The sequence below is a fragment of the Clostridium lapidicellarium genome, from assembly GCF_041224415.1.
Classification (GTDB): Bacteria; Bacillota; Clostridia; order Clostridiales; family Clostridiaceae; genus Clostridium_B; species Clostridium_B lapidicellarium.
Map to the genome: position 1 here is coordinate 68,814 of NZ_JBGFFE010000005.1, position 26,597 is coordinate 95,410.

23 protein-coding genes are annotated in these 26,597 nt (G+C 41.1%); 8 read left to right on the forward strand and 15 right to left on the reverse strand.

Annotation, left to right across the window (positions count from 1 at the left end; all coding sequences use genetic code 11):
- Positions 1-36: 36 nt before the first annotated feature.
- Complete coding sequence (cls, locus tag AB8S09_RS05515) at positions 37-1,560, forward strand: cardiolipin synthase (RefSeq protein ID WP_294181887.1); 1,524 nt, start codon at positions 37-39, stop codon at positions 1,558-1,560.
- Positions 1,561-1,570: 10 nt separating this feature from the next.
- On the opposite strand, the gene AB8S09_RS05520 is transcribed toward cls, so the two are convergent.
- The 5 genes from AB8S09_RS05520 to AB8S09_RS05540 form a co-directional block, all read right to left on the reverse strand.
- Positions 1,571-2,317 carry an AIR synthase related protein gene (locus AB8S09_RS05520; protein WP_294181884.1) on the reverse strand — a complete coding sequence of 249 codons (747 nt, stop codon included), beginning with the start codon at positions 2,315-2,317 and terminating at the stop codon, positions 1,571-1,573.
- Entirely contained in the window at positions 2,308-2,793 is a 486-nt protein-coding gene (locus tag AB8S09_RS05525; RefSeq protein WP_294181882.1) for an ECF transporter S component, read from the reverse strand. Before AB8S09_RS05525 ends, AB8S09_RS05520 begins: the two co-directional genes overlap by 10 nt.
- A gap of 81 nt (positions 2,794-2,874) precedes the next feature.
- On the reverse strand, positions 2,875-4,224 hold the full coding sequence (gene bioA, locus AB8S09_RS05530) for an adenosylmethionine--8-amino-7-oxononanoate transaminase (protein WP_369868631.1): 1,350 nt from the start codon (positions 4,222-4,224) through the stop codon (positions 2,875-2,877).
- 22 nt (positions 4,225-4,246) lie between these two features.
- Complete coding sequence (gene bioD / locus AB8S09_RS05535; protein WP_369868632.1) at positions 4,247-4,972, reverse strand: dethiobiotin synthase; 726 nt, start codon at positions 4,970-4,972, stop codon at positions 4,247-4,249.
- Between the two features lie 32 nt (positions 4,973-5,004).
- Positions 5,005-5,547 carry a biotin transporter BioY gene (locus AB8S09_RS05540; RefSeq protein WP_294181876.1) on the reverse strand — a complete coding sequence of 181 codons (543 nt, stop codon included), beginning with the start codon at positions 5,545-5,547 and terminating at the stop codon, positions 5,005-5,007.
- A gap of 191 nt (positions 5,548-5,738) precedes the next feature.
- Between AB8S09_RS05540 and bioB the strand changes: the two genes are divergently transcribed.
- Complete coding sequence (gene bioB, locus AB8S09_RS05545) at positions 5,739-6,725, forward strand: biotin synthase BioB (RefSeq protein ID WP_294181875.1); 987 nt, start codon at positions 5,739-5,741, stop codon at positions 6,723-6,725.
- A 175-nt stretch (positions 6,726-6,900) separates the two neighbouring features.
- The gene (locus AB8S09_RS05550) at positions 6,901-8,694 is read left to right on the forward strand and encodes a serine hydrolase (protein ID WP_369868633.1); all 1,794 of its coding nucleotides are present in this window, start codon (positions 6,901-6,903) and stop codon (positions 8,692-8,694) included.
- Between the two features lie 51 nt (positions 8,695-8,745).
- Here AB8S09_RS05550 and AB8S09_RS05555 read toward each other — a convergent pair whose 3' ends face one another.
- The 4 genes from AB8S09_RS05555 to AB8S09_RS05570 are packed head-to-tail and all read right to left on the reverse strand — an operon-like array spanning position 8,746 to position 13,103.
- The gene (locus tag AB8S09_RS05555; protein WP_294182022.1) at positions 8,746-9,495 is read right to left on the reverse strand and encodes an ABC transporter ATP-binding protein; all 750 of its coding nucleotides are present in this window, start codon (positions 9,493-9,495) and stop codon (positions 8,746-8,748) included.
- Complete coding sequence (locus AB8S09_RS05560) at positions 9,464-10,468, reverse strand: ABC transporter substrate-binding protein (RefSeq protein ID WP_294181872.1); 1,005 nt, start codon at positions 10,466-10,468, stop codon at positions 9,464-9,466. Before AB8S09_RS05560 ends, AB8S09_RS05555 begins: the two co-directional genes overlap by 32 nt.
- Positions 10,469-10,480: 12 nt before the next feature.
- Complete coding sequence (locus tag AB8S09_RS05565) at positions 10,481-11,233, reverse strand: ABC transporter permease (protein ID WP_294181871.1); 753 nt, start codon at positions 11,231-11,233, stop codon at positions 10,481-10,483.
- A gap of 19 nt (positions 11,234-11,252) precedes the next feature.
- Positions 11,253-13,103 (reverse strand): LTA synthase family protein, encoded by a 1,851-nt coding sequence (locus AB8S09_RS05570; protein WP_369868634.1) that lies wholly within the window; start codon positions 13,101-13,103, stop codon positions 11,253-11,255.
- 195 nt (positions 13,104-13,298) lie between these two features.
- On the opposite strand from AB8S09_RS05570, the gene AB8S09_RS05575 reads away from it, so the two are divergent.
- The 5 genes from AB8S09_RS05575 (at position 13,299) to AB8S09_RS05595 (ending at position 21,710) form a co-directional block, all read left to right on the forward strand.
- Positions 13,299-13,847: an RDD family protein gene (locus AB8S09_RS05575; RefSeq protein WP_369868635.1), complete on the forward strand. Its 549-nt coding sequence runs from the start codon at positions 13,299-13,301 to the stop codon at positions 13,845-13,847.
- Positions 13,844-15,205 (forward strand): 23S rRNA (uracil(1939)-C(5))-methyltransferase RlmD, encoded by a 1,362-nt coding sequence (gene rlmD / locus AB8S09_RS05580; RefSeq protein ID WP_369868636.1) that lies wholly within the window; start codon positions 13,844-13,846, stop codon positions 15,203-15,205. The genes AB8S09_RS05575 and rlmD overlap by 4 nt, the downstream gene beginning before the upstream one ends.
- Positions 15,206-15,477: 272 nt before the next feature.
- Complete coding sequence (locus AB8S09_RS05585) at positions 15,478-16,293, forward strand: IS66 family transposase (protein WP_369868637.1); 816 nt, start codon at positions 15,478-15,480, stop codon at positions 16,291-16,293.
- Between the two features lie 18 nt (positions 16,294-16,311).
- Positions 16,312-18,297 carry an Eco57I restriction-modification methylase domain-containing protein gene (locus tag AB8S09_RS05590; protein ID WP_369868638.1) on the forward strand — a complete coding sequence of 662 codons (1,986 nt, stop codon included), beginning with the start codon at positions 16,312-16,314 and terminating at the stop codon, positions 18,295-18,297.
- The gene (locus AB8S09_RS05595; protein WP_369868639.1) at positions 18,297-21,710 is read left to right on the forward strand and encodes a DEAD/DEAH box helicase family protein; all 3,414 of its coding nucleotides are present in this window, start codon (positions 18,297-18,299) and stop codon (positions 21,708-21,710) included. The genes AB8S09_RS05590 and AB8S09_RS05595 overlap by 1 nt, the downstream gene beginning before the upstream one ends.
- A 29-nt stretch (positions 21,711-21,739) precedes the next feature.
- Here the strand turns inward: AB8S09_RS05595 and AB8S09_RS05600 are convergent, their stop codons facing one another.
- From AB8S09_RS05600 to AB8S09_RS05625, 6 genes are all read right to left on the reverse strand, one after another.
- The gene (locus AB8S09_RS05600; protein ID WP_369868640.1) at positions 21,740-23,308 is read right to left on the reverse strand and encodes a recombinase family protein; all 1,569 of its coding nucleotides are present in this window, start codon (positions 23,306-23,308) and stop codon (positions 21,740-21,742) included.
- Complete coding sequence (locus tag AB8S09_RS05605; RefSeq protein ID WP_330672378.1) at positions 23,233-23,724, reverse strand: hypothetical protein; 492 nt, start codon at positions 23,722-23,724, stop codon at positions 23,233-23,235. Before AB8S09_RS05605 ends, AB8S09_RS05600 begins: the two co-directional genes overlap by 76 nt.
- Before the next feature lie 4 nt (positions 23,725-23,728).
- Positions 23,729-25,288 carry a recombinase family protein gene (locus AB8S09_RS05610; protein ID WP_369868641.1) on the reverse strand — a complete coding sequence of 520 codons (1,560 nt, stop codon included), beginning with the start codon at positions 25,286-25,288 and terminating at the stop codon, positions 23,729-23,731.
- A 51-nt stretch (positions 25,289-25,339) separates the two neighbouring features.
- Complete coding sequence (locus AB8S09_RS05615) at positions 25,340-25,546, reverse strand: SHOCT domain-containing protein (RefSeq protein ID WP_086036626.1); 207 nt, start codon at positions 25,544-25,546, stop codon at positions 25,340-25,342.
- Positions 25,547-25,753: 207 nt separating this feature from the next.
- Positions 25,754-26,167 carry a phage holin family protein gene (locus AB8S09_RS05620; protein ID WP_086036625.1) on the reverse strand — a complete coding sequence of 138 codons (414 nt, stop codon included), beginning with the start codon at positions 26,165-26,167 and terminating at the stop codon, positions 25,754-25,756.
- Between the two features lie 68 nt (positions 26,168-26,235).
- Positions 26,236-26,595, reverse strand: coding sequence for a head-tail adaptor protein (locus tag AB8S09_RS05625; RefSeq protein WP_369868642.1), 360 nt, complete (start codon positions 26,593-26,595; stop codon positions 26,236-26,238).
- Positions 26,596-26,597 lie beyond the last annotated feature (2 nt).

Sequence of the window (26,597 nt, forward strand, 5' to 3'; positions counted from 1 at the left end):
TACAAGCCAAATATAATATAAAAGTAGGTGCTGTAATTGGGAGAAAGAAAAATATTTGTTTCAATTTTAAAATTCATAGTTTTTATATTCTGGTTGGTATTTCAATTTATAGCAATAGTACTCATATACAACATATTTAACATATTTTTTATATACTATTTTATATTTTTTGAAATTCTCAGCGCTATTTCCGTAATACACCTGAACTATAAGGATAAAAATACATCCTATAAAATATGCTGGATTACTTTGATACTCCTGATCCCGGTAGTGGGAGTCATTATCTATATCCTATCCAGAATTGGAATCAAACGCAATTTCAACAAAATGAACAAAATGGAACTGGATGAAAAAATATTTCCCAAAGAAGATCAAGCCATGCTCTCGCTTCTAAAGGAGAAAAATAAAACTCGATACAATCAAACAAGGTTGATTAAAAATACAAGTGGCTATGGGGCCTATTTCAATACAAAAATAATCTATTTCCCATCGGGGGAAAGTATGTATAAAAAATTGCTGGAAGAATTGAAAAAAGCCGATAAATTCATATTTCTCGAGTATTTTATAATTTCCAGAGGAGAGGTATGGGACAATATATTTGAAATATTAAAAGAAAAGGCACGAAACGGGGTAGAGGTCAGAATCCTGGTTGATTACATAGGATCAATGTTTGTCCTTCCAAGGGATTTTGAAAAATCCCTGAGGAAAAACAACATAAAATACAAAATATTCAACCCTATAAAAATAATACTGAATGTCATGCTCAACTACAGGGATCACAGAAAAATGGCGATAATTGACGGTAAAATCGCATTTACTGGAGGAATGAATATAGGAGACGAATATATAAACTCCTACAGCAAATACGGCTACTGGAAAGACATGGGAGTGTGTCTGAAGGGAGATGCCGTTTACAGCTTTACATCCATGTTTTTGAGAATGTGGCAGTCAATAACAAAAAAAAGAGAGGATTTTGAAAAATACAAGTTTGAAAATAAGCTAAATGAATATACAGGTGTCATACTGCCTTACAACAGCAACCCGGAGGAAAACAACGATGTGGCACAAAACGTGTATTTGAGCATTATAGACAGTGCCAAAAATTATGTCTACATCACAACCCCATACTTGATAATAGGATATGAAATGATACTTGCACTGACTCTGGCTGCAAAACGTGGAGTGGACGTGAGAATAATAACACCTTCCATACCCGATAAAAAGACCATACAGGTCCTTACAAGATCTCATTATGACAAGCTTCTCGATTCAGGCGTGAAAATATATGAATACACCCCTGGATTCATACATGGCAAGACTTTCGTTTCCGACGGCGAGTGTGCGGTGGTAGGAACCATAAACATGGACTACAGGAGTCTGTACCTGCATTTTGAATGTGCCGTATACATGTATGACGTTCCCATAATAAATGACATTTACAGCGACTTTGTAAACACCATGAAACAGTGCAGGAAAATAGAAAAAAGTACCTGGGAGAAAAGATGTTTCTTCAAAAAAGTTCTGGAATCCGTACTCAGGATGTTTGCTCCGCTTGCATGAGAAATTATGTTCACAGAAACCGCAGATATCCTATGACATGTGTTTCCGGGACATCTTGCAGTATGTCCCTTACAGCTTTCCCGTCTACTGCTGCAATCACCGAAGTTTCCGGACCGCCTGACTTTTGGACATCCACACCGCAATCATCATTTATATGGCATCTCAAATTGTTGTACAAAGCAAGTTGTCCAGCTTCATAGGCTATGCCCCTGGATCCTACCGGAACTATTTCATATACGGAGGGATTCTTCAACAGTCCATATAATGTTTTATAATCGATTATTTCACTATCTCCTTCTAAATCTATCTCCTTTCCAACTTTGGGCACACCTGCACTTATTATAACCGCTTCCCCCCTTACACTGTTTACCTTCAGATCTTTCTGATCCGCCAAACCCACAGCAGTCATTCCAACAGCTGTAGAAACAGTTGCAAAATTTTCCTCTGTGCTCCCCGTAAGGATCACATCTTCAATTCCCGCAGCTTTAAGCTCTTTTTTTATTCCCGCAATTATTTCTTTCCCGGTATTATCCATTTCATTGCAGATATTATCTGTAAGTGCAACTACTTTTGCACCTGCACAGATCAACTCCAGCAAAACAACCCGTGCAGAGAAACCCCCTACATAAACGGGAGGTACTTTATAAGCGTCCCACTTTTTACTTCCAACACCCCCGCAGCTGTCGCAGGCCACTACCATAGTCCTGGTTTCATCCAGCCTTATCAAACTCAAATCCCTTATTTTTTTTATTTCCATTGTTTTACACTCCCCGGTAAAAATTTATATACCAGATATGCCACCAGAATGTTAAGTGCAGCTGCCAGAACCAGAAGCGGCAGCATGGCCAGTACAGCCTTACCTATTATGGGTACTAGCATAAATACCGACACAGGTCCGTTTATCAAAACACCTGCTGCAGAAGATATAATTATTGCCAGCAATCTATTTGACTTTATAAAAAATTTATATGTAATTCCAAATAAAAACATAGTAAGTGCCATATCCACCATAATAATCATATGTACCGGCAAGCTGAGTGGAAACCCACTGATGGCCGCCGACAGCAGATGACCAAATGCACCTATTACCGCCCCGTAAAAAGGACCCATAATCAATGTTCCCAAAAATCCTGCCGTGGAATCGAAAGCTATACTTCCCGCAATCTTTATATTGGCACCTATAAAACTCAGTGCTATAAAAAATGCCAGAATAATTATTTTTTTGATTTTCAAAAATCATCACCTCTTTTTATTATTATAAATTAAATTTAGCAAAAATGCACTGATTCAGCTGACTAATCAGTGCATAATTCATTAATTTAAATCGAAATATTCTGATATACTTTCAAAACATTTATCCACCATAAATTCTATATCCTCCTTTTTTATAACATAAGGGGGCATAAAATACAGTATATCCCCTATCGGTCTCAACAGAAGCCCTTTTTTCAAGGCCATTTTATATATTCCATAGCCTACCCTGTCCTTCCAGTCAAAACACTCCTTGGTTTTTCTATCCTTAACCAGCTCTACAGCCGTTATCATTCCCTGCTGTCGGACATCCCCTACAAAATCCATTCCTCTGGCCTTTTTAACCGTCAATTCTCCAATCATCCTGGATTTTTCAATATTTTTTTCAATTATATTTTCATTCTTGAATATATTGAGGCTTTCACAGGCCGCAGCACAGGCCATTGCATTGCCCGCATAGGTATGGCTGTGTATGAAAGTCTTCAATTTTACATAGTCGTCATAAAAAGCATTATATATTTTATCTGTAGTCACAGCCACAGACATGGGCATGTACCCCGCACTGATACCCTTTGACAAACACATTATATCCGGGCTTATATCCGCATGGTTGCATGCAAACATCTTTCCCGTCCTGCCAAAACCAACTGCTATCTCATCGGCAATCAAAATGATGTCATAGTAGTCACAGGCCTTTCTAAGTTTCTTAAGGTAGACGGGAGAATACATTCTCATTCCCGCAGCTCCCTGTACCATAGGCTCTATGATTACGGCACAGAGTTCATCGTGATGGCGTTCAAGTGATTTTTCCATATGTTCAAAACACTGGGCACCGCAGGTATGTCTGTCTTTTCCATATTCGCATCTATAACAGTCAGGTCCCTTTACTTTAATAGTATCTATCAGAAGAGGCTTGTATATTTTACTGTACAAATCCAGATCCCCCACGGAAAGGGCGCCTATTGTCTCTCCATGATAAGCCCCGGTTATCGCGGCAAACCTGATCTTTTTGTTTTTCCCGATTTGCTGGTAATATTGAAAGCTCATCTTCAAGGCTATTTCCACTGCCGAAGATCCATTATCCGAAAAAAATACTTTGGACAATCCATCTGGTGTAATTTCAACAAGTTTTTCTGCCAATTTGACAGCAGGCGTATTTGAGAAATGTGCAAAAATCACATGTTCAATCTGATCCAGCTGTTTCTCAATGGCCCTGTTGATCCTGGGGTTGCTGTGTCCAAATATATTTGTCCACCAAGAACTTATACAGTCCAAATAGGAGTTACCGTGTATATCATATAAATAACATCCCTTACCTCTTTTTATTATGATTGGAGGCAGCTCTTCACAATCCTTCATCTGAGTACAGGGATGCCATATGTACTTCAAATCTTTTTTCTCAAGTTCGTCCATATAATTCACCACCATATAAAATTTATATTTCCTTCATGCATTCTATTATTTTTTTTGGTTCAAATACCTTTTCAGATTCTTTCTTAACATCTTCCATAAAACTGTCCGATTTTTTATCCACAAAAGGCATAACCCCAAGTACAGGGATACCGGTCATTTTTTTGATCATTTTTATATTGTCGTCACAGAGCATGCTGTCTCTATATCCGTTAACTACAATCCCACTTATGGAAATATCTCTATTTCTAAGATAATCAACGGTTAAAAGAGTGTGATTTATAGTTCCAAGTCCTGCCCTGGCAACTAAAATAACATCCATGCCCATATCACTTATTAGGTTGTCCAAAGTATATACCCGATTATTTACATCTGCAATTGGGCATGTCACGCCTCCGCTTCCTTCACAAATTATATAATCATACTTTTTACTTAAATTACTGAATTTATCCCTAACAACCTCTATGTCGACTGGATTGTTTTCAATTTGGGAAGCCAAATAGGGAGAAACTGCCGTTTTATAAATATAAGGCGTCAGATCTTCGTATTCTTCCTCAATACCGGCAATTGAAGAGACAAAATCCGTATCTCCAGGAATAACTTTCCCGTCTATGGATTCAACTCCACTCAATGCGGCCTTAAAATAAACCGCACTGCAGCCATTTTTACGTAAAATGTAGATCAGTGCTCCCGTAACCAGTGTCTTTCCAATTTCCGTATCAGTCCCCACTACATAAACAGCTTTTGTCATTTTAATAACCTCCTTTTCTACGAACTCAATATTCAACTGCGAACTGCCTTCAAAACTTTCAGCTTCAAAGATAAAAATGCAACGGATACACTTATAAGCAAATCACCTCCCACACAGATGATAAAGCCGTAAAATACAGCCCATCCCATGGTTTTCCTGTCCCCCAGATATAAATTGTAAATCAAATACAGATGCAGTACGCCAAATAGATAAACAAAGAACAGACCACTTAAAACACACAGAAGAGATTTTACAAAACTGTTTTTTTGAATTTTGGAATATAATTTACCGATTACATAAGAAGCCACTATGAAGCCTATAAGATAGCCAAATGTAGGCTTAAATATGTAAGATAGACCCCCTCCTTCCGTGAAAATAGGGATTCCTATAAGCCCCATACTCACATACAGTATTTGAGAAAGCGCCCCCAGCCTGGCACCCAGAACAATTCCACTCAGTGCACAAAACAGCCACTGCAGTGTGAAAGGCACAAAAGGTATTGGTATTCTTATAAAAGCACCTATAGCAGTAAGTGCTGCAAATATTGATATCAAAACCATGTCCCTTGTTTTCATAGAACCACCTGCCTTTATTCATTTGTCAACCATATTTCAAAATATGGTTTACAATTTAGTATAATAGTATTATCAATCATATTTGTCAATACAAAAAATATCTTGAATTTACACATGTATATTGTTATAATTAATTTGTTAACCTTTATATAAAATTGGGTTTACAATAAACTGTAGAAGGAGATATTTTTATGGATGAATTATGGGACAAAATATTGGACATAGGACAGAGGATTTTAAATGGGGGAAACATAACAAGAAAAGAAGCAGAAGATTTGGGGAAATGCAGTGAAAGTGACGTATTTCTGCTGTGCAGCTTTGCCAACAAGATAAGGGAAAAGTTCAACGGAAGCAAGGTGGACCTGTGCTCGGTTATAAATGCAAAATCAGGCGGCTGCCCTGAAGACTGTGCATTTTGTTCTCAATCCGCCCACCACCACACCAATGTAAAATGTTATCCACTTATAGACGAGGATAAAATAGTGGAAACAGCAATAAAACGTGAAAAAGCAGGTGCAAAGCACTGTGATATCTGCACAAGCGGTTTAGGTTATACCGGAAATGAAAAAAATTTTAAAATAATATTGAATGCTTTTAGAAGAATGAAGGCAAATACAAATTTGAAATTATGCGCCTGTCTCGGAACCCTCACCATGGATGCGGCACAACAGCTGGCAGATGCAGGTGTTGAACGTTATAACCACAACCTGGAAACAGCAAGAAGTTTTTATCCCAATATAGTTTCAACTCACGGATATGACGAAAGAATTGATACAATACGATATGCGAAAAAGGCCGGCATGGAAGTATGTTCAGGCATGATCATGGGCATGGGGGAGACCATGAACCAGCGTATAGAACATGCATTCCTACTAAAGGAACTGGATGTGGACGCAGTGCCTTTGAATGTGCTGAACCCAGTTAAAGGTACAAGACTCGAGAATGCAAAACCTCTTGCCCCTATCGAGATAATAAAGACTTTTGCAATAATGAGATTCATATTCCCTGACAAGAATTTGAGATTTGCCGGAGGAAGGGAGAAAAACCTAAAGAGCCTGCAGCCTCTGGGATTCATTGCCGGTATAAACGGCATGCTCATAGGTGATTATCTAACTACAGAGGGGCAAGCAGTAAATAAGGATTTTCAAATGCTCAACGATTTGAATTTAACATATTAAAAGATAGATCACATTAATTCTCCAATGTACTGGCAGATATTGCTTTACAGTTAAAACATAATTCTGCCAGCCTTATTATTTTCAAAATCACCGCCGACATATTCACTAAATTTAGCAATACTGCATATTTTTGTGATATGATTATAGTATCTTACTATAAAAGGAGATGGGGCAAATGTTTAAAAAAGTATTTTCCTCCGTACTTATATCAATTTTTCTGGTATGTCTAGGCGGAACTACAGCAGATGTAAAAGCCAGTACCACCCAGGCGGTATCAAATGACACTGAATTCACCGTAAGCATTGACGGGAAAAACATTCCATCAAAATATGTACAACCTTATCAGGACTCAAATTCAACAGTCATGGTTTCCCTAAATGTATTTTCCGGGAAATTAAATGGAAACTTAAAGGTAGGCACAAACACCGCTGAATTCATCACTCCAACCTACACCATAAATCTCAAAAACAGCAATAAGAAAATATCTGTGAACAACAACAATATTATCCTGTCAACAGCTCCAATCATAAAAACTAATTTTGTATTTGTACCTCTGGAGTTTTTCAGCAGAATATTCGGTAAGACCATAAACTGGGACAACAGTACAAAAAGCATTAAAATAACAACCCCCGAAAAAGTACAGATAAATCAAGAAAGTTCCTACATTTCGCAAAAATTGGACGCCTATTTAAGTGCACTTCAAAATACGGATAATTTTCACGGCAGCGTACTCGCGGCCCGGAATGGAAAGATACTCTTAGACAAGGGTTATGGTAAATCAGATTTTCAGCAAAATATTCAAAATACCCAAAACACCACCTTTCCCATAGGTTCCATGACCAAACAATTTACGGCAATGGCCATAATGCAGCTGGTCGAAAAAGGTCTGATAAACACAGGTGATCCCATTTCAAAATACATCCCCGATTTTCCAAGAGGAGATACCATAACAATAGGAAACCTTCTCACACACAGTTCAGGAATTGTAAATTGCACCAATCTCCCTGAATTCTGGAGCATGAATCAATACTCTTTGGGAGATATAAACAAAGTAATGGATATATTTAAAAATAAGCCTCTGGAATTTAAACCGGGAAGCAATTTCAGCTACAGCAATTCAGGATATATACTTCTGGGATATATAATTACAAAAGTAAGTAAAATGAGTTACGAAGACTACCTTCAAAAAAATATCTTCCAGCCTCTGGATATGAAAAATACAGGACTAAGCTATAACGGCAGTGAAAAAATGTATTCTTCAACAGGCTACGGAGGTTACCTGGACGTGTATTCTGTAAACGATGAAGCAACACTTAAGGGGACCTACGGTGCAGGATGCCTGTACTCAAGCACAGAAGATCTATACAAATGGGACAGGGCTCTTTATACGGAAAAACTTGTTAAAAAGTCTACATTGGACAATATATTTTCAGATCACATGGCAATGACATCTTCAGGACCTTACTACGGATACGGATGGATGCTTTCAAATGGAAAATACGGGAGAAAAATATATCACGGCGGAAATACAGTTGGATTCACCAGCAATATAGCCAGATATCCCGACAAAAATCTGACTATAATCATTCTCACAAATGTAGGTTATTACAACATAAATCCTCTAAATGACACCCTGGCCGGCATAATTCTGGGAGAAAATTACGAACTTCCAGCGGCAAAACATGTAGTCAACCTGAATGTTAAAAATTTAGATAAATATATTGGCAGTTACAAGCTGCAAAATAGCCCTGGAAATGTATCCATAACCACCGACGGGAAATCCATCTTTTACGAGCAGAACAACCAAGGTGAAAAATATCAGCTATATCCCCAGTCCCAAGTTAAATTTTTCCTCAGGATTGCAGATGTGAACCTTAAATTTGACACGGACAACAATGGTGAAATTACAGGACTTGAACTGTCCCAACCCGCACTGGGTCTCAACCTGCATGCAGATAAAACAGAATAAAATCAAAGGCCAGATCCTGCCTCTGTAGCACCTGGCTTTAACTAATTTTATTTAAAGCAATTTCAGTATATCCTGTTTCATACTTAAAAGTTCCTGTGAAAACAACCTGTTTTCCTTGTCGTCCCTGTTGAAATCCACTGCAATCTCTTTCTTGACTTTACTGGGTTTTGAGGAAAGTACATATATCCTGTCCGAAAGAACAATGGCCTCCTCAACGTCGTGGGTTACAAAAAGTACGCTTCTGCCAAGCTTTCTCTTCATATTCAAAATCCACCTCTGCATTTTTCCCCTTGTTATGGAATCAAGTGCACCAAAGGGCTCATCCAGAAGCATTATCTCCTTTGAAGAAAGAAATGTTCTTAAAAAGCTGGCTCTCTGCCTCATACCGCCTGAAAGTTCATAGGGATATTTATCTTCATAACCGCCCAGTCCAAACATATCAATATACTTTTCGGCAATTTTCCTAGATTTATTCCTATTCACCTTTCTTATATCAAGGGGCAATACCACATTTGAAATTACCGTTTTCCAGGGCAGGAGAAGATCTTTCTGCTGCATATAACCTATGTCATCTTTTACAAAGACACTGCCGCCGTCCTCTTTTACAAACCCCGTTATTATATTAAAAAGAGTACTCTTGCCGCAGCCGCTCGGACCGAGTATAGAGACAAATTCCCCCCTGTTCAAATACAAACTTACATTCTGAAGTACTGTCCTTTGGCCAAATTTTTTACACACATTCTCAAGCTCAATCATAGTATCGCCTGTATTATTTGGGAAGGAATTCGTTTGTAAATGCATCACTTGTATTTAACTCCTTTTTTATCAGGCCCTTATCTTTCAAAAATTTGGCATAACGCTGCCATACCTGAGATTTCATAACTCCCCATCTGGGAGCATCTGCCACATACTGTTTCGCCATGTACTTTTGACTTTCAACAGCCAGATTCTTGTCTATCTCCGGAGCATACTTCAAAAGTATTCCTGCGCTTTCCTCAGGATGTTTTATGGAATATTCATAGCCCTTGGCAGTAGCCGCTAAAAATTTCTTCACTTTTTCTGGATTTTTATCTATAATTCTATCACTGCTTATAAGAATAGGTGTGTAGTAGTCCAGGGACGGATCCAAATTTCTGACAGGTATGTAATCAAGCTGTTCTCCCTTCAATTTAGCCTGTATGCCGGTCCAGCCTTCAAATATCCAAGCAAAGTCCACGTTTTTTTTCGTAGCCGCAAAAAAATCATCGCTTCCAATGTTTACTATTTTGACTTTCTTAAAATCACCGCCGCTCTTTTCCATCACAGCTTTAAGCACCGCCTCTTCAGAAGGCGACCCCCATCCTCCATACACTTTTCCTTCAAAATCCTTCGGAGTTTTTATATTTTTGCTCTTTGGCGCGGCAAATCCGGAAGTATTGTGCTGTATTATTGCAGCAATAGCCTTCACAGGAAGCGGTTTATCGCCTGTAAGTGCATAGGTAACATCTTCCTGATAGCTCACTCCAAAATCACCCTTCCCGGCAGCTATGAGATTGGTAACACTTCCGGCAGACGGTTGAACTATCTTAACATCCAGCCCTTCATTCTTATAATATCCCTTGTTCAAGGCCACATACAGTCCAGTATGATTTGTATTTGGAGTCCAATCCAATATCACAGTAGTCTTTTCCAAAGAATTTGATGTTTTATTCTTATTATCTGTTCCACACCCCGACAGAACAACCACACTTACAAAAACAGCCAATATCAAAAATATAAATTTTCTTTTTTTCATTATTTTCCCCTCTTATCTCCAATGTATTACTTTTTTACCTATGAAATCTATAATATAAATTATTGCGATACTTATCACAACAATAACTATGATTGAAGCAAATACTTTATCAAGCTGGTAGGCGTTTTTGGCTCTTACCATATACACGCCTATTCCACTGTCTCCCCCCAGCCACTCACCTATAATTGCAGCCATTATCATGTAAGTTGCAGCAATCTTCAAGCCTGAAAAGAAATTCACCATGGCATAGGGAAGTTTGAGATGGTAAAATATCTGAAGCCTGGAGGCTTTCATGTTATGAAATAAATTTATGTAATCCGGGTCTATCTTTTCCAGGCCATCCACAAGGTTTACAACTATGGGGAAAAAACACACCATTATCACAACTATTATCTTGGGAAGTACTCCAAATCCGAACCATATTATGAAAAGCGGTGCTATGGCTATAGTCGGAATAGTCTGAGATATAAGCAGAATAGGATATAATGATTTTTTAACTATATTGAAGCTATCCATTATTATAGCCAATACAAATGAAAATACTATGGATATAAAAAACCCTATAAAGGACTCATAAAGGGTAACCTCCGTATCTTTCATTATATTCCCAAAATCCGAAATAAGGGTTTTTACAATATCAAGCGGAGAAGGAAGAATATATGGCTGTATATACTGGAATCCCACCACCAACTGCCATATAACTACAACTACTACTATTGTGAGTACGGGATATATTTTATTTTGAATATTTTTTAATCTCTTCATTCCAAGCACCTTAGATTTTCTATTTTTTCAATTTATCCATTACATTGTGCTTTAATATATAATCAGAATATCCAAGCTGATCCAGCACATTTTCCTTCTCTTTCCTAAGCCTGTCATTTTCAGCTGCTTTTTTCCCCGTCTTCATACTATAGTATACATTATCCCCAGAAGAATAATAGTAATTTTTGTCTATAAAGGAACCATTCCTGAATATCACCCTTTGATTTATGGGGTTAAAAAGATCTTTGCCAAGCATATCTTTTTCAGGCAGATTAAATAAATTGCAAACCGTGGGGTATACATCCATTTCTCCTCCATAAGTATTGTTTACACCTTTTACCGATTCATCGGGAAAATGTACCAGAAGAGGTACCTTCTGAAGTTTTTCCCAGTTTACATCGGAGGTAGAATTTATGTTTAAGAATTTAAGCAGCTGATTTCCCCTATCCTTAGGTACTGCATAGTGATCTCCGTAAAGTACTACAACTGAATTTTTAAGCGTTCCCCTTTCATCCAGAGAATCCAGAAACATACCCAGCTGTTGGTCCGTATAGTGTATTGCCTTTAAGTAGTTTCCAAGGAAAGTGCCATTCAAGCTTCCCACATCGAAATTTCCATATTTGTTCACCTGATCATACGGAAAATGACTGGTAAGTGTTATCAGGAAAGCGTAATAGGGAGACTTCATGCTGTCCAATTTTATTAGTGACTGGTTCAAAAAAGATCTGTCACTGAGACCCATACCTATTATCTCATTTCCCCTGTAACTCTTCTCGCCGTAGAAGGTATCAAATCCAAATTTCTTATACATTATATTTCTATTCCAAAAATTTTCCCTAAAGGCATGAAAGGCTGCCGTGCTGTATCCCTTTTTTTTGAAATTTTCAGGCATAGCATGAAATCTATTACCCGAATACAAGAAATATGCCGACCCCGCAGAAGCCGGATAAAGTGAATTATTGGTCATGAACTCCGCATCAGAAGTACCTCCTGCCGCCACCTGATAATAAAAATTATTGAAATATTCAGATCTTCTGGCCCACCTGTTCAAATTTGGAGTTATTTCCTGTCCATTTACAGAAGCTCCCATTACAAATTCCTGGAGGGCTTCCACCTGTATCATTATAAGATTTTTACCCTCTGCAGAACCCTTTAAACTTTTTCCATCCGATTTATTATTATCAATAAATGTATTTATCTCATCTATCTTTTTTTCGGAATCAGGTACCAATTTCGTTATATTTGCTGAAACTGAATTATATATGTCAAGACAGTGATAATTCAATACACCCAATTTTCTAGTTATGTAGACTTTATTGTACATCGTACTCAATAGCCTGGGCTGTTCCCTTGAAAGCCCATAAAAGCTTTTAAAGTCCAAAACAACTCCAAATAAAAGAAGAAGCATAACCACCGGCAGCTTATAATCTGGAAAAACATTACTTCCGTACTGCCTGACGTACCTATTTATAAAGGGCACAATAAATGCAATGTCAAAAAAATACAGAAAATCCTTTATATTCATCAGGCTGGATACACTTGATTTTACAGCTCCTAGCTGGAATCCATTTGCAAGTACAGGAAGAGATATTATATCCTTAAAATATCTAAAATAAATAATATCACTTACTATAAAGGAGCTTATTACAATGTTAAATATATAGAGCATTCTGGAACGAGCCCCTGTATTGAAAAACAATGATATAGAAACTATAATCATCACCGAGGCAATAGTTGGAATGAAAAGTGAAACAAATTTCATATGTCCTGTTTCCAGATGTTTTCCATATACTAATATTTTGAAAGTTACACATACTATAAAAAATATTACATCCAAAAAATTTAAAAATAACACATTTGATTTATCCATAATTAAATATCCTCTAAACTGATAAACTGAATACAACATTATTTAATACTAAAATTATAAAACTAAACGGTAAAATTGTAAAACAATATGTAAACAATAATAAAAGATCTTTTATAGCTATTTACATAGATGCCATAGTGTAGCATAATATATTTGTCATGTAAAAGCTAAAAAGAAGAAGGAGGCATACATTCCATGGGAGAAAACAAGGATGATAATAAATTTTCAGTAGATGAAAAAGCAAAAAAGCAGTTTTTGGAAGAACTGAAAAGTAAAAATATGGAGGAGAAGAAAAAACTAGAAGAATCTAAGAAAGAGGAAAAAGAAGATAAAAAGCCTGAAGCTAAAGATACCATGAAAGAGGACAATAAAGACAAAACCGATGACACTAAGATAAATAATTTTGAAAAGGACACTGCCAAAATCAAACCTTCAGACGTCAAAGAAAATACCAATTCAGATAAAAACTCAAATAAGAAAAAGAGTCTGATACCGCAGAATCTAAAACTCTCAGTTATAGATACGGCTGTACCAGCTGTAATTTCATTGGCCCTACTTTATTTATTTGACCTTATTTTAAGGCTTCTGTTCGGATATTATATAGCAGATATGAAGGGTATGTATATAATATTGTTCCTAATTGTATTAGTACTGTATCCTGTTATAATGAGAAGCTGCAAATTCAGAAAGACTTTAGGTGAAAAATTTACTAAAGCATCAAAAAAGGAGCAGATTGGAAATTGAAAAAGGGAAATCAATATGAATTTTCCATAGAGGAATCACAATTCCCAGCAATGGGAATTGCACAAAGGGATGGATTGAAAGTATATATAAAAAACTCAGTACCTGGTCAGAAAATAAAAGGTCAGATTACGAAAAAAAGAAATGGATATGCAGAAGCTAAAATAATTGAAATAATTGAAAATGTAAATTATGCAATAGATCCGGCCTGCCCCCACTTCAACCTCTGCGGCGGATGTAATTTTCAGTTTATACCCTATGATATGCAGGTCAAATTAAAAATGCGGCAGGTTTTGGATCTTTTCCAGCAATCATCTATTAAAAATTTTAAATTCCTGGGTATAGAAAAAAGCCCTGATAAATTTCAATACAGAAATAAAATGGAATTTACCTTTGGAGATGAACAAAAGGGTGGACCTCTTACCCTGGGAATGCACATGAAAGGAAAGGCATTCGGGATTGTGAATGCTGACAGATGTAAAATAGTCGATGAGGATTTCAATCTCATCTTAAATAAAACTGTACTCTATTTCAGGGAAAAAAAGCTGTCCTACTACAGGGTTCGAAGCCATAGAGGATTCCTGAGAAATCTGGTAATCAGAAAAGGAAAAAATACGGGGGAAATACTGATAAACATTGTAACTACTTCGCAAATTGATTTCGATTTCACTGAAATAACTGAAATATTAAAGGATTTAAATTACAGCGGCAAATTAAAGGGTATACTTCACACTATAAATGACAGTCTGTCAGATACAGTAAAAAACGACTCTATTGAAATACTATATGGAAACGGTTTTATAATTGAAAAAATTTTGGGATTGAAATTTAAAATCTACCCGCAATCCTTTTTTCAGACCAATTCCCGTGGTACTGAAAAATTATACGATATAATAAAAAATTTCATAGGGGATTCTTCATCAAAGACAATTTTCGACCTTTACTGCGGCACTGGAACCATAGCACAAATACTGTCTTCCCATGCAAAAAAAGTGATAGGCGTAGAACTGGTAAAGGAAGCTGTGAAATCTGCCAGGGAAAATGCAGTATTGAACAATATAGAAAATTGTAGTTTTATAGCGGGAGATGTGCTTAACGTAATAAAAACCCTGGAGGACAAACCTGACATAATAGTACTCGATCCCCCAAGGCCTGGAATCAATCCCAAAGCAATCAAACAGATTACAGCTTTCAATGCTTCACAGATAGTTTACATATCCTGCAACCCAAAATCTCTTGTAAATGACCTGAACTCATTTATTGGTTCCGGATATAAATTAGACAAGGTAAAACTGATGGATATGTTCCCGCACACCGCCCACGTTGAGACGTGCGTATTGATGTCAAGGGTAAAAAAGTAACGGCTGAAAAGCCTTTGATTTCAGGGCGCTTACGGGGTTGATGACTAATTCTGCTGACTGGAGCAAGTTGCTTTGTGGAAACTTATCTACGGAGCGCTTCTGAAGCTGTTCCAGAATTCTGTCACATAGTTGAGTTGCCAGATTAGATGTTAGCCTTTGAGGCAGTGGATTAGATGTTTTTTGATGCTGCGTGTCGAGGATAGATGTCAGGAAATGCAGTCGCGAAATTTATCATTTCTTTTTTGGAATAGTAAAAAGGGGAGGGCTCAGCTGTGGAGTACGTAGTAGCCGGAATATGTATTGTAGCAGCTATGATTATCTGCGCAGTATTTATTTATAGGTCAAGAAAGAAAAATGAGAAAGCTCCCTCATCTGCAGTAAAATCTATTACTGATGATAAATCAGCTAGACTGCTGACAGTGGAGAACGAGCCACAAGAGGTGGCATTCCGATGGAGATGCTTCCGGCTGAATCAATACCAGCCGGATCGAAAAGCAGATAATCCAATTTCGTTTTTGAAGGGTTTCCGCGGATATCTGCATACGGACGGTTACCAGGCCTACGGAAAGCTGGAAAATGTTACGCTGGTCGGCTGCTGGGCTCATGCGCGGCGGAAATTTGACAAGGCAGTAAAAGCTTTGCCAAAGTCCCAGCAGAAAACATCTTCCGCTGGAATCGGGCTGCTGTACTGCAGCAGGCTTTTTGAAATAGAAAACAGGATCGCGGAACTGTCGCCAGAGGAGCGGAAAAAGCAGCGGCAGAGTCAGGCAAAACCGATTCTGGACGCCATCCTGGCATGGGTAAAGACGAGAAACGCGGCGCCGAAGTCCGCCCTCGGCCAGGCACTGCACTATCTTGTGGAACAGTGGCCGCGTCTCATTCATTATCTGGATGATGGGCGGCTGGAAATCAGCAACAACCTTGCCGGAGTTGGACGCGAAAGCATCCTGCAATGGATCAATAAGCGTAATATGCCTGCCTATAAGGTCGGCAGGCTTTGGAAATTCAAATTGTCCGAAATTGACAAATGGATCAGATCCGGCGGCGCATCAGAAGAAAGCAATACGGAAGATAATGAACAGGCTTAAAGGAGGGAAAATCCGTTTGTGGAAAAACTTATAGACATTCAGAGCGGTCCGGTGGCCTCTCTTTTGGATTTGCTTCTTAAGGATAAATCAACAAAGAAAAATATTATCTGGGCAACCGATACCTATGAGAAACTTGGACGTGGCTTCACCTATAAGGACCATATAAGCCGCAGCCTCCTTCTACAGAATGCGGACATCATCAAGCCGAGAATCCAGAAGACGCAGGAGGCACAGCAGGAACGTACACGAAAAAAAGCCGAGGTTTTCACCCCAGCGTGGCTGTGTAACTTGATGAACAATGATTGCGATAAAGAGTGGTTTGGCAGGAAATATGTATTCAATGCAGAAAACGACGACCACACATGGACGGTTGCTGAAGAACCGATCGAGTTTCCAAAAAGAAAGACTTGGAAACATTATGTGGATTCACGGCGGCTGGAAATCACCTGCGGAGAAGCGCCTTATCTTGTATCCCGCTACGATGTGTCAACAGGGCAGCTTATCGTCCCGCCAAAGCGCCGGATTGGGCAGCTCGACCGGAAACTTCGGGTCGTGAATGAAAATGCCGAAAACTATGACGAGTGGGTCAAATGGGCAATCCGGGCGTTCGAGGCGTCCTACGGGTACGAGTATCAGGGTGACAGTCTTCTGATAGCGAGAATCAATTTGCTCCTAACATTTATCGACTACTATCAGGAACGGTGGGACAAGGAACCCGACGAGAAGCTGCTTCAGACAGTGGCGAATAAAATTGTATGGAACGTCTGGCAGATGGACGGCCTGAAAGACACTATCCCGCTCGGAAAACCGTACGAGGAATTCCAGCAGCTAACGCTTTTCGATATGTATTCTGAAATGACAGATATGGCAGATAATGAACCTGAAGCTATACCGTGCAAAATATACAACTGGAGAAGAGATAATTCCATTCTTTTCAACAAACTAAAGGAGATGAAAGTCATGGAACATAAACTTTTCGATTTTGTAATTGGAAATCCACCATATAATGAGGACTTTGAGAATTCAGGAGAAAATGGAAATTATGCGAAGCCTGTATATAACCAGTTTATGGATGCGGTTTATAAAATAGCTGATAAAGTGGAACTGATTCATCCGGCACGTTTCCTTTTCAATGCTGGCAGTACACCTAAAGTCTGGAATGAGAAAATGCTTAATGACGAACATTTTAAAGTTCTTCAATATGAGCCAAACAGTACTGCGGTATTCCCTAATACGGATATTAAGGGAGGCGTTGCAATAACATACCATGACAATTTTAAGACTTTTGAATCCATCGGAATATTTACTGCATTTCCGGAACTGAATGAGATTGTTAAAAAAGCAAGAGCAGTAAACGAAAATAAAAGTATTGCATCCATGATTTATACCCAAGTAAAATTCGACCTAGACGCGCTCTATGCAGATTATCCCGAGTATAAAAGCATTCTCGGTTCAAAAGGAAAGGACCGCCGTTTCAGAAATAATATTTTTGAAAAAGTTGCACTATTCACTGACGAGAAAAAAGATGAAGATGATTTAAGAATACTTGGTATTTTGAAGAATAAGCGAACATGGAAATACATTTCCCGCAAATACGTGGATATGTCCCATGAGAATCTAAAGCTATGGAAAGTGCTTGTGCCAAGAGCAAACGGTTCAGGTGCACTTGGTGAAGTATTATCTACGCCGTTAATCGGCGAGCCGTTAATCGGCTATACACAGTCATTTATTGGAATTGGCTCATTTCATACTGAGTTAGAAGCTAATGCCTTGTTACAGTATGTAAAAAGCAAATTTGCGCGCGTTCTGTTAGGTGTACTTAAAGTCACCCAAGACAATGATAGTGGCGTTTGGAAGTTGATACCACTCCAAGATTACACTTCAAATTCCGATATCGACTGGTCAAAATCCATTCATGAAATTGATTTACAGCTGTACCGCAAGTATGGGCTTGATGAAAAGGAGATAGCCTTTATTGAATCGCATGTAAAGGAGATGGCGTGATGGCGGGCATCAAAATCCAAACAGCTTATCCAGTCGTTCCCCAATGCTATGCGTATACCACGCCGGGAGTGCCTGCGCACGACGGCTGGACAAAAATCGGCTTTACGGAGCGGGATGTGGAAACCCGCATCAAAGAGCAGACGCATACCGTCGGCGTGCCGCATAAAACATGGTGGCATCTGCGCGCCGCATATATGACGGAACCATTCGGAACCTTTACAGATAAAGACTTTCATGCCTATTTGAAGAAGCTTAGCGTCGATCGTGAGGAAGGCACGGAGTGGTTCTGCATTGCGCCCAATACCGCAAAGGGTGATTTTGTTGATTTTACCCAGAATCACGGTGTTGTTTCCGATGATGACGCGGACGCGGTCATTCCGTATAAGCTCCGCGATGAGCAGAACAAAGCGGTTGAGATAGCACTTGATTATTTCAAATCTCACAGCAATGGTGAATTTTTATGGAATGCAAAGCCACGTTTTGGCAAGACGCTTTCGGCTTATGACCTGTGCAAAAGGCTTGATGCGACGAATATTCTTATTGTGACGAACCGCCCGGCAATTGCAAATTCATGGTATTCGGACTATGAGACGTTTTTCGGCCCGCAGTCCGGCTATCTGTTTGTCAGCAACGTGGACGGCATTAAAGACAAAAAATATGTGATGAGCCGTCAGGAGTATCTTGACAAAGTGCTGGATGGAAATAGCCATGCCAAAGGCTGCATCGAATTTGTGAGCCTGCAGGATCTGAAAGGTTCCCTCTATTTCGGAGGGCAGTATGATAAGTTGTCAGAAGTAAGCGCAGACAAAGGCTTAAACTGGGATATTATGATTGTAGATGAGGCGCATGAAGGTGTCGATACCTACAAGACAGATACCGCTTTTAATCATATTAAGCGTAAATGGACGTTGCATCTTTCTGGTACGCCGTTTAAGGCATTGGCAAATGACAAATTTGCGGAAGATGCGATTTTCAACTGGACGTATGCGGACGAACAAAAGAAAAAGCGTGATTGGAATGATTCCAGCGAAATTGAGAACCCGTATGAAAACCTTCCACGGCTTAGTCTGTTTACATACCAGATGTCGGATATCATCCGCGACAAGGTAAAACAGGGTGTTGTGCTTGCAGACAATGATGTTGAAGAATATGCTTTCGACTTGAATGAGTTCTTCAAGACGAACGAATCCGGAAAGTTCATACATGACGCGGATGTGGACAAGTTCCTTGATGCACTAACACGTCAGGAGAAGTTCCCGTTTTCTACCCCGGAGCTGCGAAACGAGCTAAAACATACGTTCTGGCTGCTGAATCGCGTAGCAAGTGCTAAGGCTTTGGCAAAGAAACTGGAGCTTCATCCTGTGTTTAAGGATTATCACATTATTCTTGCAGCAGGCGACGGCAAGCTGGACGACGATGATGAAAACGAGAAGGCATTCGACCGTGTCACAAAGGCCATCAAAGAATACGATAAGACCATTACTCTGTCTGTTGGCCAGCTGACGACCGGCGTCACGATCCCGGAGTGGACGGCTGTGCTGATGCTTTCGAACATGGCAAGCCCGGCACTGTACATGCAGGCCGCTTTCCGCGCTCAAAATCCGTGCCTGTTTCATGATGCACAGGGCAACTCTTACAGAAAACAGAACGCTTATGTCTTTGACTTTGATCCGGCGCGTACACTGACGATATTTGAAAAGTTCGCCAATGACCTGATTCCTGAAACAGCGGGCGACAAAGGAGACTTCGACCAGCGTAAGAAGCATGTCCGTGAGCTTCTAAATTTTTTCCCTGTTTATGGCGAGGATGACCAGGGATCTATGATAGAACTGGATGCCGAGTCTGTTCTCACCATTCCGCGGCACATCCATGCCAAGGAAGTCGTAGAGCGCGGTTTCATGTCGAACTTCCTTTTCGCCAACATTTCCGGCATTTTTGGGGCGCCGAAAGAGATCATCGATCTTATCAATGGCATGCAGGCAATTGAGGAACCCAAAACGCTGGCGCCTGTCGAGGTTGACGAAGGGACAGCTGATAAGCTAAATCTTAATGAAAAAGGTAACGTGGAAGTCCCGAAGGAACAGGTTATCGGCACGGCAAGCGAGCTTTTCGGAGACAAAGTATATGGGGATGTCGATCAAAAGCTGGCAGCTGCAGTTGAGGACATCACCAAACAGGTTGAGATGACAAAGGATCCAAAGAAGGATGAACTGAAGGAACTTCGCGAAAAATTTTCCAAGCCTATAGCCAATACGCTTATAGACTCAGCAAAAACGCAGTATGGCCATGACCTGAAAAAATCTACACAGAATCAGATGGAGCGGAAAATTCAGGATACCACGGACACTGTAGTCAACCATGAATACGGTGATTACGCTATCCGCAATCACCAGCTTGTCAAAGAACGTAAAGACAAAATCGCCGATGCACAAAAATCAGGCGCTCCCATGTCGGAAATCTCAAAGCTTGATGAAGAATATAAGAAACGAAGCATTAAAGAATATAATAGCATGGTAAACAGCATATACCAAAAGCTCCACAGTAATGAAACCGTCAAGAAGGCAGCGGAAACCATCGTCAAAACAGTAGAGACGGAAAAACTTAATAATAAGAAAGATTCTATTGAAGGCAGCGTGAGGGATCACCTGCGTGGCTTTTCCCGCACCATACCTGCATTTCTTATGGCCTATGGTGATGAAAATACGGCACTGGCAAATTTCGATTCACTCGTACCAGCTGATGTATTTTGGGAAGTAACGGTTAATCCGCAGAGCGGAGAAGGCGTTACGCTGGAGCAGTTCCGCTTGCTGCGTGATGGCGGCGACTACTATCAAAAGGATGAAAATGGAAACAAAATTCGAGACGAGGAACACAAGAAACATTTTGACGGCCATCTGTTTGATGAAGTTGTCTTTAATGATGCAGTTCTGGAATTTATGAAGAAACGCGCCAAACTGGCCGATTACTTTAATGAGACCAGCAAAGGTGACATCTTTGATTATATTCCGCCACAGAAAACAAACCAAATTTTCACGCCAAAACGTGTGGTCAAGAACATGGTTGATCGCCTGGAGCAGGAGAATCCCGGGTGCTTCGATGATCCGAACAATACATTTGCTGACCTTTATATGAAATCGGGTATGTATATCACAGAGATTGTTACCCGCCTATACCAAAGCAACCGTATGAAAGTTTTGTATCCTGATAATGCGGAAAGATTGAATCATATCTTTGCAAAACAGGTATATGGTTGTGCACCGACAGAAATCATCTACCGGATTTGCCTAAGGTACATTCTTGGATTCAGTGATGAGATCCATATCGATAAGCACAATATTAAGCTATGCGACACGCTGGATTATGCAAAGAACGGAACGCTTGAAAAAGAGATGAAAAAGCTGTTCAACCTGTAAGGTAAATTGCCTATCAAGACAACTTACTCTTATTTGTTTATATCGACGCTTACACCGGACTTAAATTCCACGGTGAATTTGTCCTCGTAGACAGTGATTTTCTGAATCAGCCGTTTGACCAGAGTCTCATCAAATTCAGTAAGTTCAGTCGGCTGAGCGGCGATGAATTTCTGCAACTCGCGGATGCGGCTTAAGGTTTCATCCTGCAGCGTGTTTTCGGATTCGGATTGCTGTTTCTGTGCGCGGAGCCGAAAAATCTCATCTGTGATGGCCTTGTAATCGTCCTGATTGTTTGCTTTTTTGATGAGCTCTATTTGCAGTTCTTCCAGCCGTTTCTGAATCCCCTCTGGCGAAAGGGTATCTGTTTGCCGTACGGCAGCGGCGATATTTTGCTGCAGGGCGTTTGTGAAGTGGTCTTTATCTTCAAGGACCCGATTGATTGCTTTTATGGAAACGTTCTGTAATACGGTTTCGTTCACCGTGCGGTTACGGCAGGGTTCTTTTGACGAAGTGGACTCCAACCGGCTGATGCAGCGCCAGACAATCGACTTTTTGCCCCGGTTGTACCAGTGAATTCGACGGTAAAGCTCCCCACATTCCCCGCAGTAGATCATCTGCGCGAACGGGTGGCTGCAGGAGAAATTCCTTTTTCTGCCGGAAGGGCTGACATACACCACACGGCGGCGGACCAGTTCTTCCTGCACCTGCATGAAGATGTCCTTCGGGATAATGGCTTCATGGTCGGCTTCCACGTAGTATTGCGGAACCGTGCCGTTATTCTTGATTCGCTTCTTGGTAAGGAAGTCGACCGTATAAGTCTTTTGAAGCAGGGCATCGCCCATGTACTTTTCGTTGCGGAGAATTTTGTTGATGGTACTGGTGTGCCATTTCGTATTTCCGGCTCCGGTGAGGATGCCATCTGCCTCAAGCCCGATAGCAATCTTGTCCATGCTGGAGCCTTCGAGGTATTCGCGGTAAATTCTCTTTACAATCTCTGCCTGTTCCGGGTCAATGATGAGATGGCCGTTCTCGTCTTTGGTATAACCGAGAAATCGGTTGTGATTGACCTGCACTTTTCCCTGCTGGTAGCGGTACTGCAGGCCGAGCTTTACGTTTTGCGAAAGGCTCTGACTTTCCTGCTGGGCAAGGCTGGCCATGATTGTCAGCAAGACTTCACCTTTTGCATCCAATGTATTGATGGATTCCTTTTCAAAGTAGACCGGGATGTTCTTGTCCTTGAGCTGCCGGATGTATTTCAGGCAGTCCAGCGTGTTTCGGGCAAACCGGCTGATGGATTTTGTGATAATCATATCGATGTTTCCAGCCATGCAGTCGTCAATCATCCGGTTGAATTCATTCCGCTTCTTGGTGTTCGTGCCGGAGATGCCGTCGTCGGCGTAGATGCCTGCGAACTCCCATTCCGGATTCTTCTGAATGTATTCCGTGTAGTGTTTGACCTGTGCGTCGTAGCTTGTCGCCTGTTCATCACTGTCCGTACTAACCCGGCAGTAGGCTGCAACTTTCAGCCTTGGATTTTCTTCATTTCTCTCATTGTTCCCGACCTGCCTTTTTGCAGGAATGAGCATGACTTTTCCCATGAATCTGCCTCGCTTTCAATCCGCCCATAGAGGTATTCCGCCTGCAGAACCGGGTCGTTAAAATGCTTTTCTGCAGGTTTTACGGAAAACCTCGTCGGCGGTGCCTGTGGAACTGTTTCCTTTCTCCTGTTCTTCCGGCCGAGCTTCTCAGCACGGCTTTCCAACTCTTCCTCTGCTTTCCGGAATGTATCTGCATCGATAATGGCCGGATAGAAGTCATCGCCGAGGTAATGCCGGTTTCTCAGGATGCGTTTTGCAGAGCAGTGGTACATTTCAATACCGGCTTCTTTGGCGGCCCCGGCAAGGGAAAGTCCGGAAAGATAACTGGCGTAAAGCTTTCGTATTTTCTGGGCATTCTCTTTGTCAACGACGGCAATTCCGTTTTCAATCCGGTATCCGAATGGTGTATGTCCCATGGCCTCAAATCCTTTCTGTCAGCGTCAGACCGCATTTCATCTCAAAGCAGAGTTCATTTCTAGATTTTACAAGAATGCGGTTAACGAATTTTTCAAAAAGCACCCCGTCAAAATCATCCAGCATGACGCCTTTTTCCGTAAAATGGAGAAGGGCGGTCGCTTCTGTAACCGTGTGGATGCCTTCACTTTTTCGGTTATTCAGGGAATCAGCTTCCGCCCGGAGGTCATTGGCCTGCATCAGGAGTTCATTCTTTTCTTTGCTGTAAAGGATTTTATCGAGGTATCCTTGTGCCATGAGTTTCTGTAGCGTTTCACGCTGTTCGGCATTCTGCAGCAAGAGCGTCTGAATTTTCTGGACGCGGCGAACCGCATCGTCGGCAGATGAGCTTTTGATGGTATCAACATAGGGCTTCAGAATGAAACGGTGCGCAAAGACCAGCTTGTTTATCATGGTGACAAAGGCAAGCTGAATCGTATCTTCTCTGATGAATTTCATCGAGCACTTGCTCTTGTCCTCAATGTGCGTTTTGCAGCACCATGCAGCATATTTGAAATCGCTGCAGGTGTGGATTCTTCTCTTGAAGGTGCTGCCGCATTCTCCACAGATGATCTTCCCGGAAAATGGATACCGATTCTGATATTTGCGGCTTCCCTTCTCTACACCTTTTTCAGCGGCGCGTTCACGAATGAGTGCCGCCGCCATGTTGAAATCTTCATGGCTGATGATTGCTTCATGATGGTTCTGCAATAAATACCGGTTTTTCTCACCGCGATTGTGATGCCGGTTAAACTGGGAATCGGTATAAGTCTTTTGAAACAGGCAGTCGCCAGTGTATTTTTCATTGGCCAATATGTCGCGGACAGTCGTACTGGTCCAATGTCCGCTTCTCCTGCTGGGAATATGCCCGGCATTGAGTTCCTTCGCAATGGCAGGGCTGCTTTTTCCAGACAGCGTTTCAGAAAAAATCTGTTTTACAACTTGGGCCTGAGCGGGATTGATAACCATCTTTTCTCCGTCCCAGTCATAGCCGTAGGGCGGGTAACTGATTTTGAAGGTCCCGCTTTCAAATCGTTTCTGAACCGACCATTTGTCATTCTGCGAAATGGAAACAGATTCGTTTTGAGCCATACTGGAGAGGATGGAAAGGAACAGTTCGCTTTCCATTGCCCCGGTGTTGATGTCTTCCTTTTCAAAGTAAACGGGAATATTCAGCGTGAGAAGCTTTCGTGTCAGTTCCAGACAGTCGGCCGTATTCCGGGAGAAACGGCTGATGGATTTGGTTACGATGAAATCAATCTTTCCAGCTTTGCAGTCGGCCATCATTTTCCGCAGCTGAGGACGCTTCTCTTTTTTGGTTCCCGTGATGCCTTCATCGTAATAAAGCCCGGCGAACTTCCAGTCATCGCGCGACTTGATGTAACTTTCATAGTGCTCCTTCTGGGCCTTCAGGCTTTCTGCCTGTTCATTAGAATCGGTCGAAACACGGCAGTAAGCAGCTGCGCGAAGTTTCCTGCCATTATAATTGACCTTTTTGTTTTCCCCAATTTTTGTGACCTTTTTCATACACTCACCTCCTTCTGGTACGTCTATTTATCACTCTGATTGCCGGAACTATCAAGCAATTTCCGGCATGATTTCCACGTACAGAGGAGAGAAAGTTCTGCGGTTGATGTCCGTTAATTTGTTGAATTCAGCTTGAGAAATCAGATCGTTTGTAAGCATGATTTCTGCAATTTTCTGGGCGCGGTAGTAATCAAAATCACCCTGCAGCTTTTTCTGTGTAAAGAATCCGGTATGATTCGTTTTTGCTTCTTCTGCCATCGGTTATCCACCTCCACTTTTCACTGGAGATGGAGGAACGACTTGAGCGAAAGAAAATAAAAAAAGCCTGCGGGTATTCCGATGAGGGAACACTCGCAGGCGGGGTGGATGCACAATATGTTATCTTACTGAAATTTGCTTTTCGACTTGTTGGAATCAATAAAGAACCGCCATACCGATATGTCGATTCCTTTGATTCCAGTCATGTTACTTGTCCTCCTTTTCATCACGGTCATGGAGCTGTTCCAGCACAGTCTTGAGCTTTTCCGGTATCGGAAGTCCCAGGTGTGCCGCATTCTCTGTCAGAGACAGCCCTTCGTTTGAGAGATAGAAGAAGATGATTGCCGTCCGGAGCACGCCCGGCTGGCCGAGAACCTGCACGTCAATTACGTTTCCGATTCCGACCAGCAGAAAAATCAGCACCTTCCGGCAGATTCCCCTGAAACCGACCTCGGATGAAAGTTTTTTGTCCGAAACTGCACACAGGACGCCGGTGATGTAGTCGCAGATGACGAAGAGGAGCAGCGCATAAAGCAGGCCGTCGCAGCCGCCGAGAAAATAGCCGAGCCACCCGCCGATGGCGGCAAACACAAATTGTATGAAATTCCAGAATTCCTTCATGAGATATGCCTCCTTGTACATTTACATATGAAAAGCGGCCGCCTGTATGGACGACCGCTCAAAAGAAATTAACCGTTCAGAGAAGCCTTGACTTTAAAAACTGTCCATTCGCGGTGCTGGTCCGGGTCCATCGGGTCGATGATTGTGTAAACAATACTGCCGCGGATCAGCCTGCAGAAAGCGGTGATCAGCGGATTATACCGCATGACGACATTCGCCGCGTCAATCACCTGGACAGACTGGGCAATCCATGCTTCGGAGCCGCCCAAAGGATACCATTTGCACCGCAGATAGCGGGGCGGATCGCTGGAAAGCGTGTTGCCAAGGTCAATCCAGCTTGTTGTCTGATGAATACCTGTACCGGTGACAACTTTTCTCTGAATGCGGATTATGGTCCGCAGCTCGCTGATATGCATTTTATATCTCATGG

Coding starts and splice junctions, on each gene's coding strand:
- AB8S09_RS05520 (WP_294181884.1), bottom strand. CDS start 2,317: ATGGAAATAAAAAAAATAAGGGATTTGAGTTTGATAAGGCTGGATGAA.
- bioA (WP_369868631.1), bottom strand. CDS start 4,224: ATGGACGAACTTGAGAAAAAAGATTTGAAGTACATATGGCATCCCTGT.
- bioD (WP_369868632.1), bottom strand. CDS start 4,972: ATGACAAAAGCTGTTTATGTAGTGGGGACTGATACGGAAATTGGAAAG.
- AB8S09_RS05540 (WP_294181876.1), bottom strand. CDS start 5,547: ATGAAAACAAGGGACATGGTTTTGATATCAATATTTGCAGCACTTACT.
- bioB (WP_294181875.1), top strand. CDS start 5,739: ATGGATGAATTATGGGACAAAATATTGGACATAGGACAGAGGATTTTA.
- AB8S09_RS05550 (WP_369868633.1), top strand. CDS start 6,901: ATGTTTAAAAAAGTATTTTCCTCCGTACTTATATCAATTTTTCTGGTA.
- AB8S09_RS05555 (WP_294182022.1), bottom strand. CDS start 9,495: ATGCATTTACAAACGAATTCCTTCCCAAATAATACAGGCGATACTATG.
- AB8S09_RS05560 (WP_294181872.1), bottom strand. CDS start 10,468: ATGAAAAAAAGAAAATTTATATTTTTGATATTGGCTGTTTTTGTAAGT.
- AB8S09_RS05565 (WP_294181871.1), bottom strand. CDS start 11,233: ATGAAGAGATTAAAAAATATTCAAAATAAAATATATCCCGTACTCACA.
- AB8S09_RS05570 (WP_369868634.1), bottom strand. CDS start 13,103: ATGGATAAATCAAATGTGTTATTTTTAAATTTTTTGGATGTAATATTT.
- AB8S09_RS05575 (WP_369868635.1), top strand. CDS start 13,299: ATGGGAGAAAACAAGGATGATAATAAATTTTCAGTAGATGAAAAAGCA.
- AB8S09_RS05595 (WP_369868639.1), top strand. CDS start 18,297: ATGGCGGGCATCAAAATCCAAACAGCTTATCCAGTCGTTCCCCAATGC.
- AB8S09_RS05600 (WP_369868640.1), bottom strand. CDS start 23,308: ATGGGAAAAGTCATGCTCATTCCTGCAAAAAGGCAGGTCGGGAACAAT.
- AB8S09_RS05605 (WP_330672378.1), bottom strand. CDS start 23,724: ATGGGACATACACCATTCGGATACCGGATTGAAAACGGAATTGCCGTC.
- AB8S09_RS05610 (WP_369868641.1), bottom strand. CDS start 25,288: ATGAAAAAGGTCACAAAAATTGGGGAAAACAAAAAGGTCAATTATAAT.
- AB8S09_RS05615 (WP_086036626.1), bottom strand. CDS start 25,546: ATGGCAGAAGAAGCAAAAACGAATCATACCGGATTCTTTACACAGAAA.
- AB8S09_RS05620 (WP_086036625.1), bottom strand. CDS start 26,167: ATGAAGGAATTCTGGAATTTCATACAATTTGTGTTTGCCGCCATCGGC.
- AB8S09_RS05625 (WP_369868642.1), bottom strand. CDS start 26,595: ATGAGATATAAAATGCATATCAGCGAGCTGCGGACCATAATCCGCATT.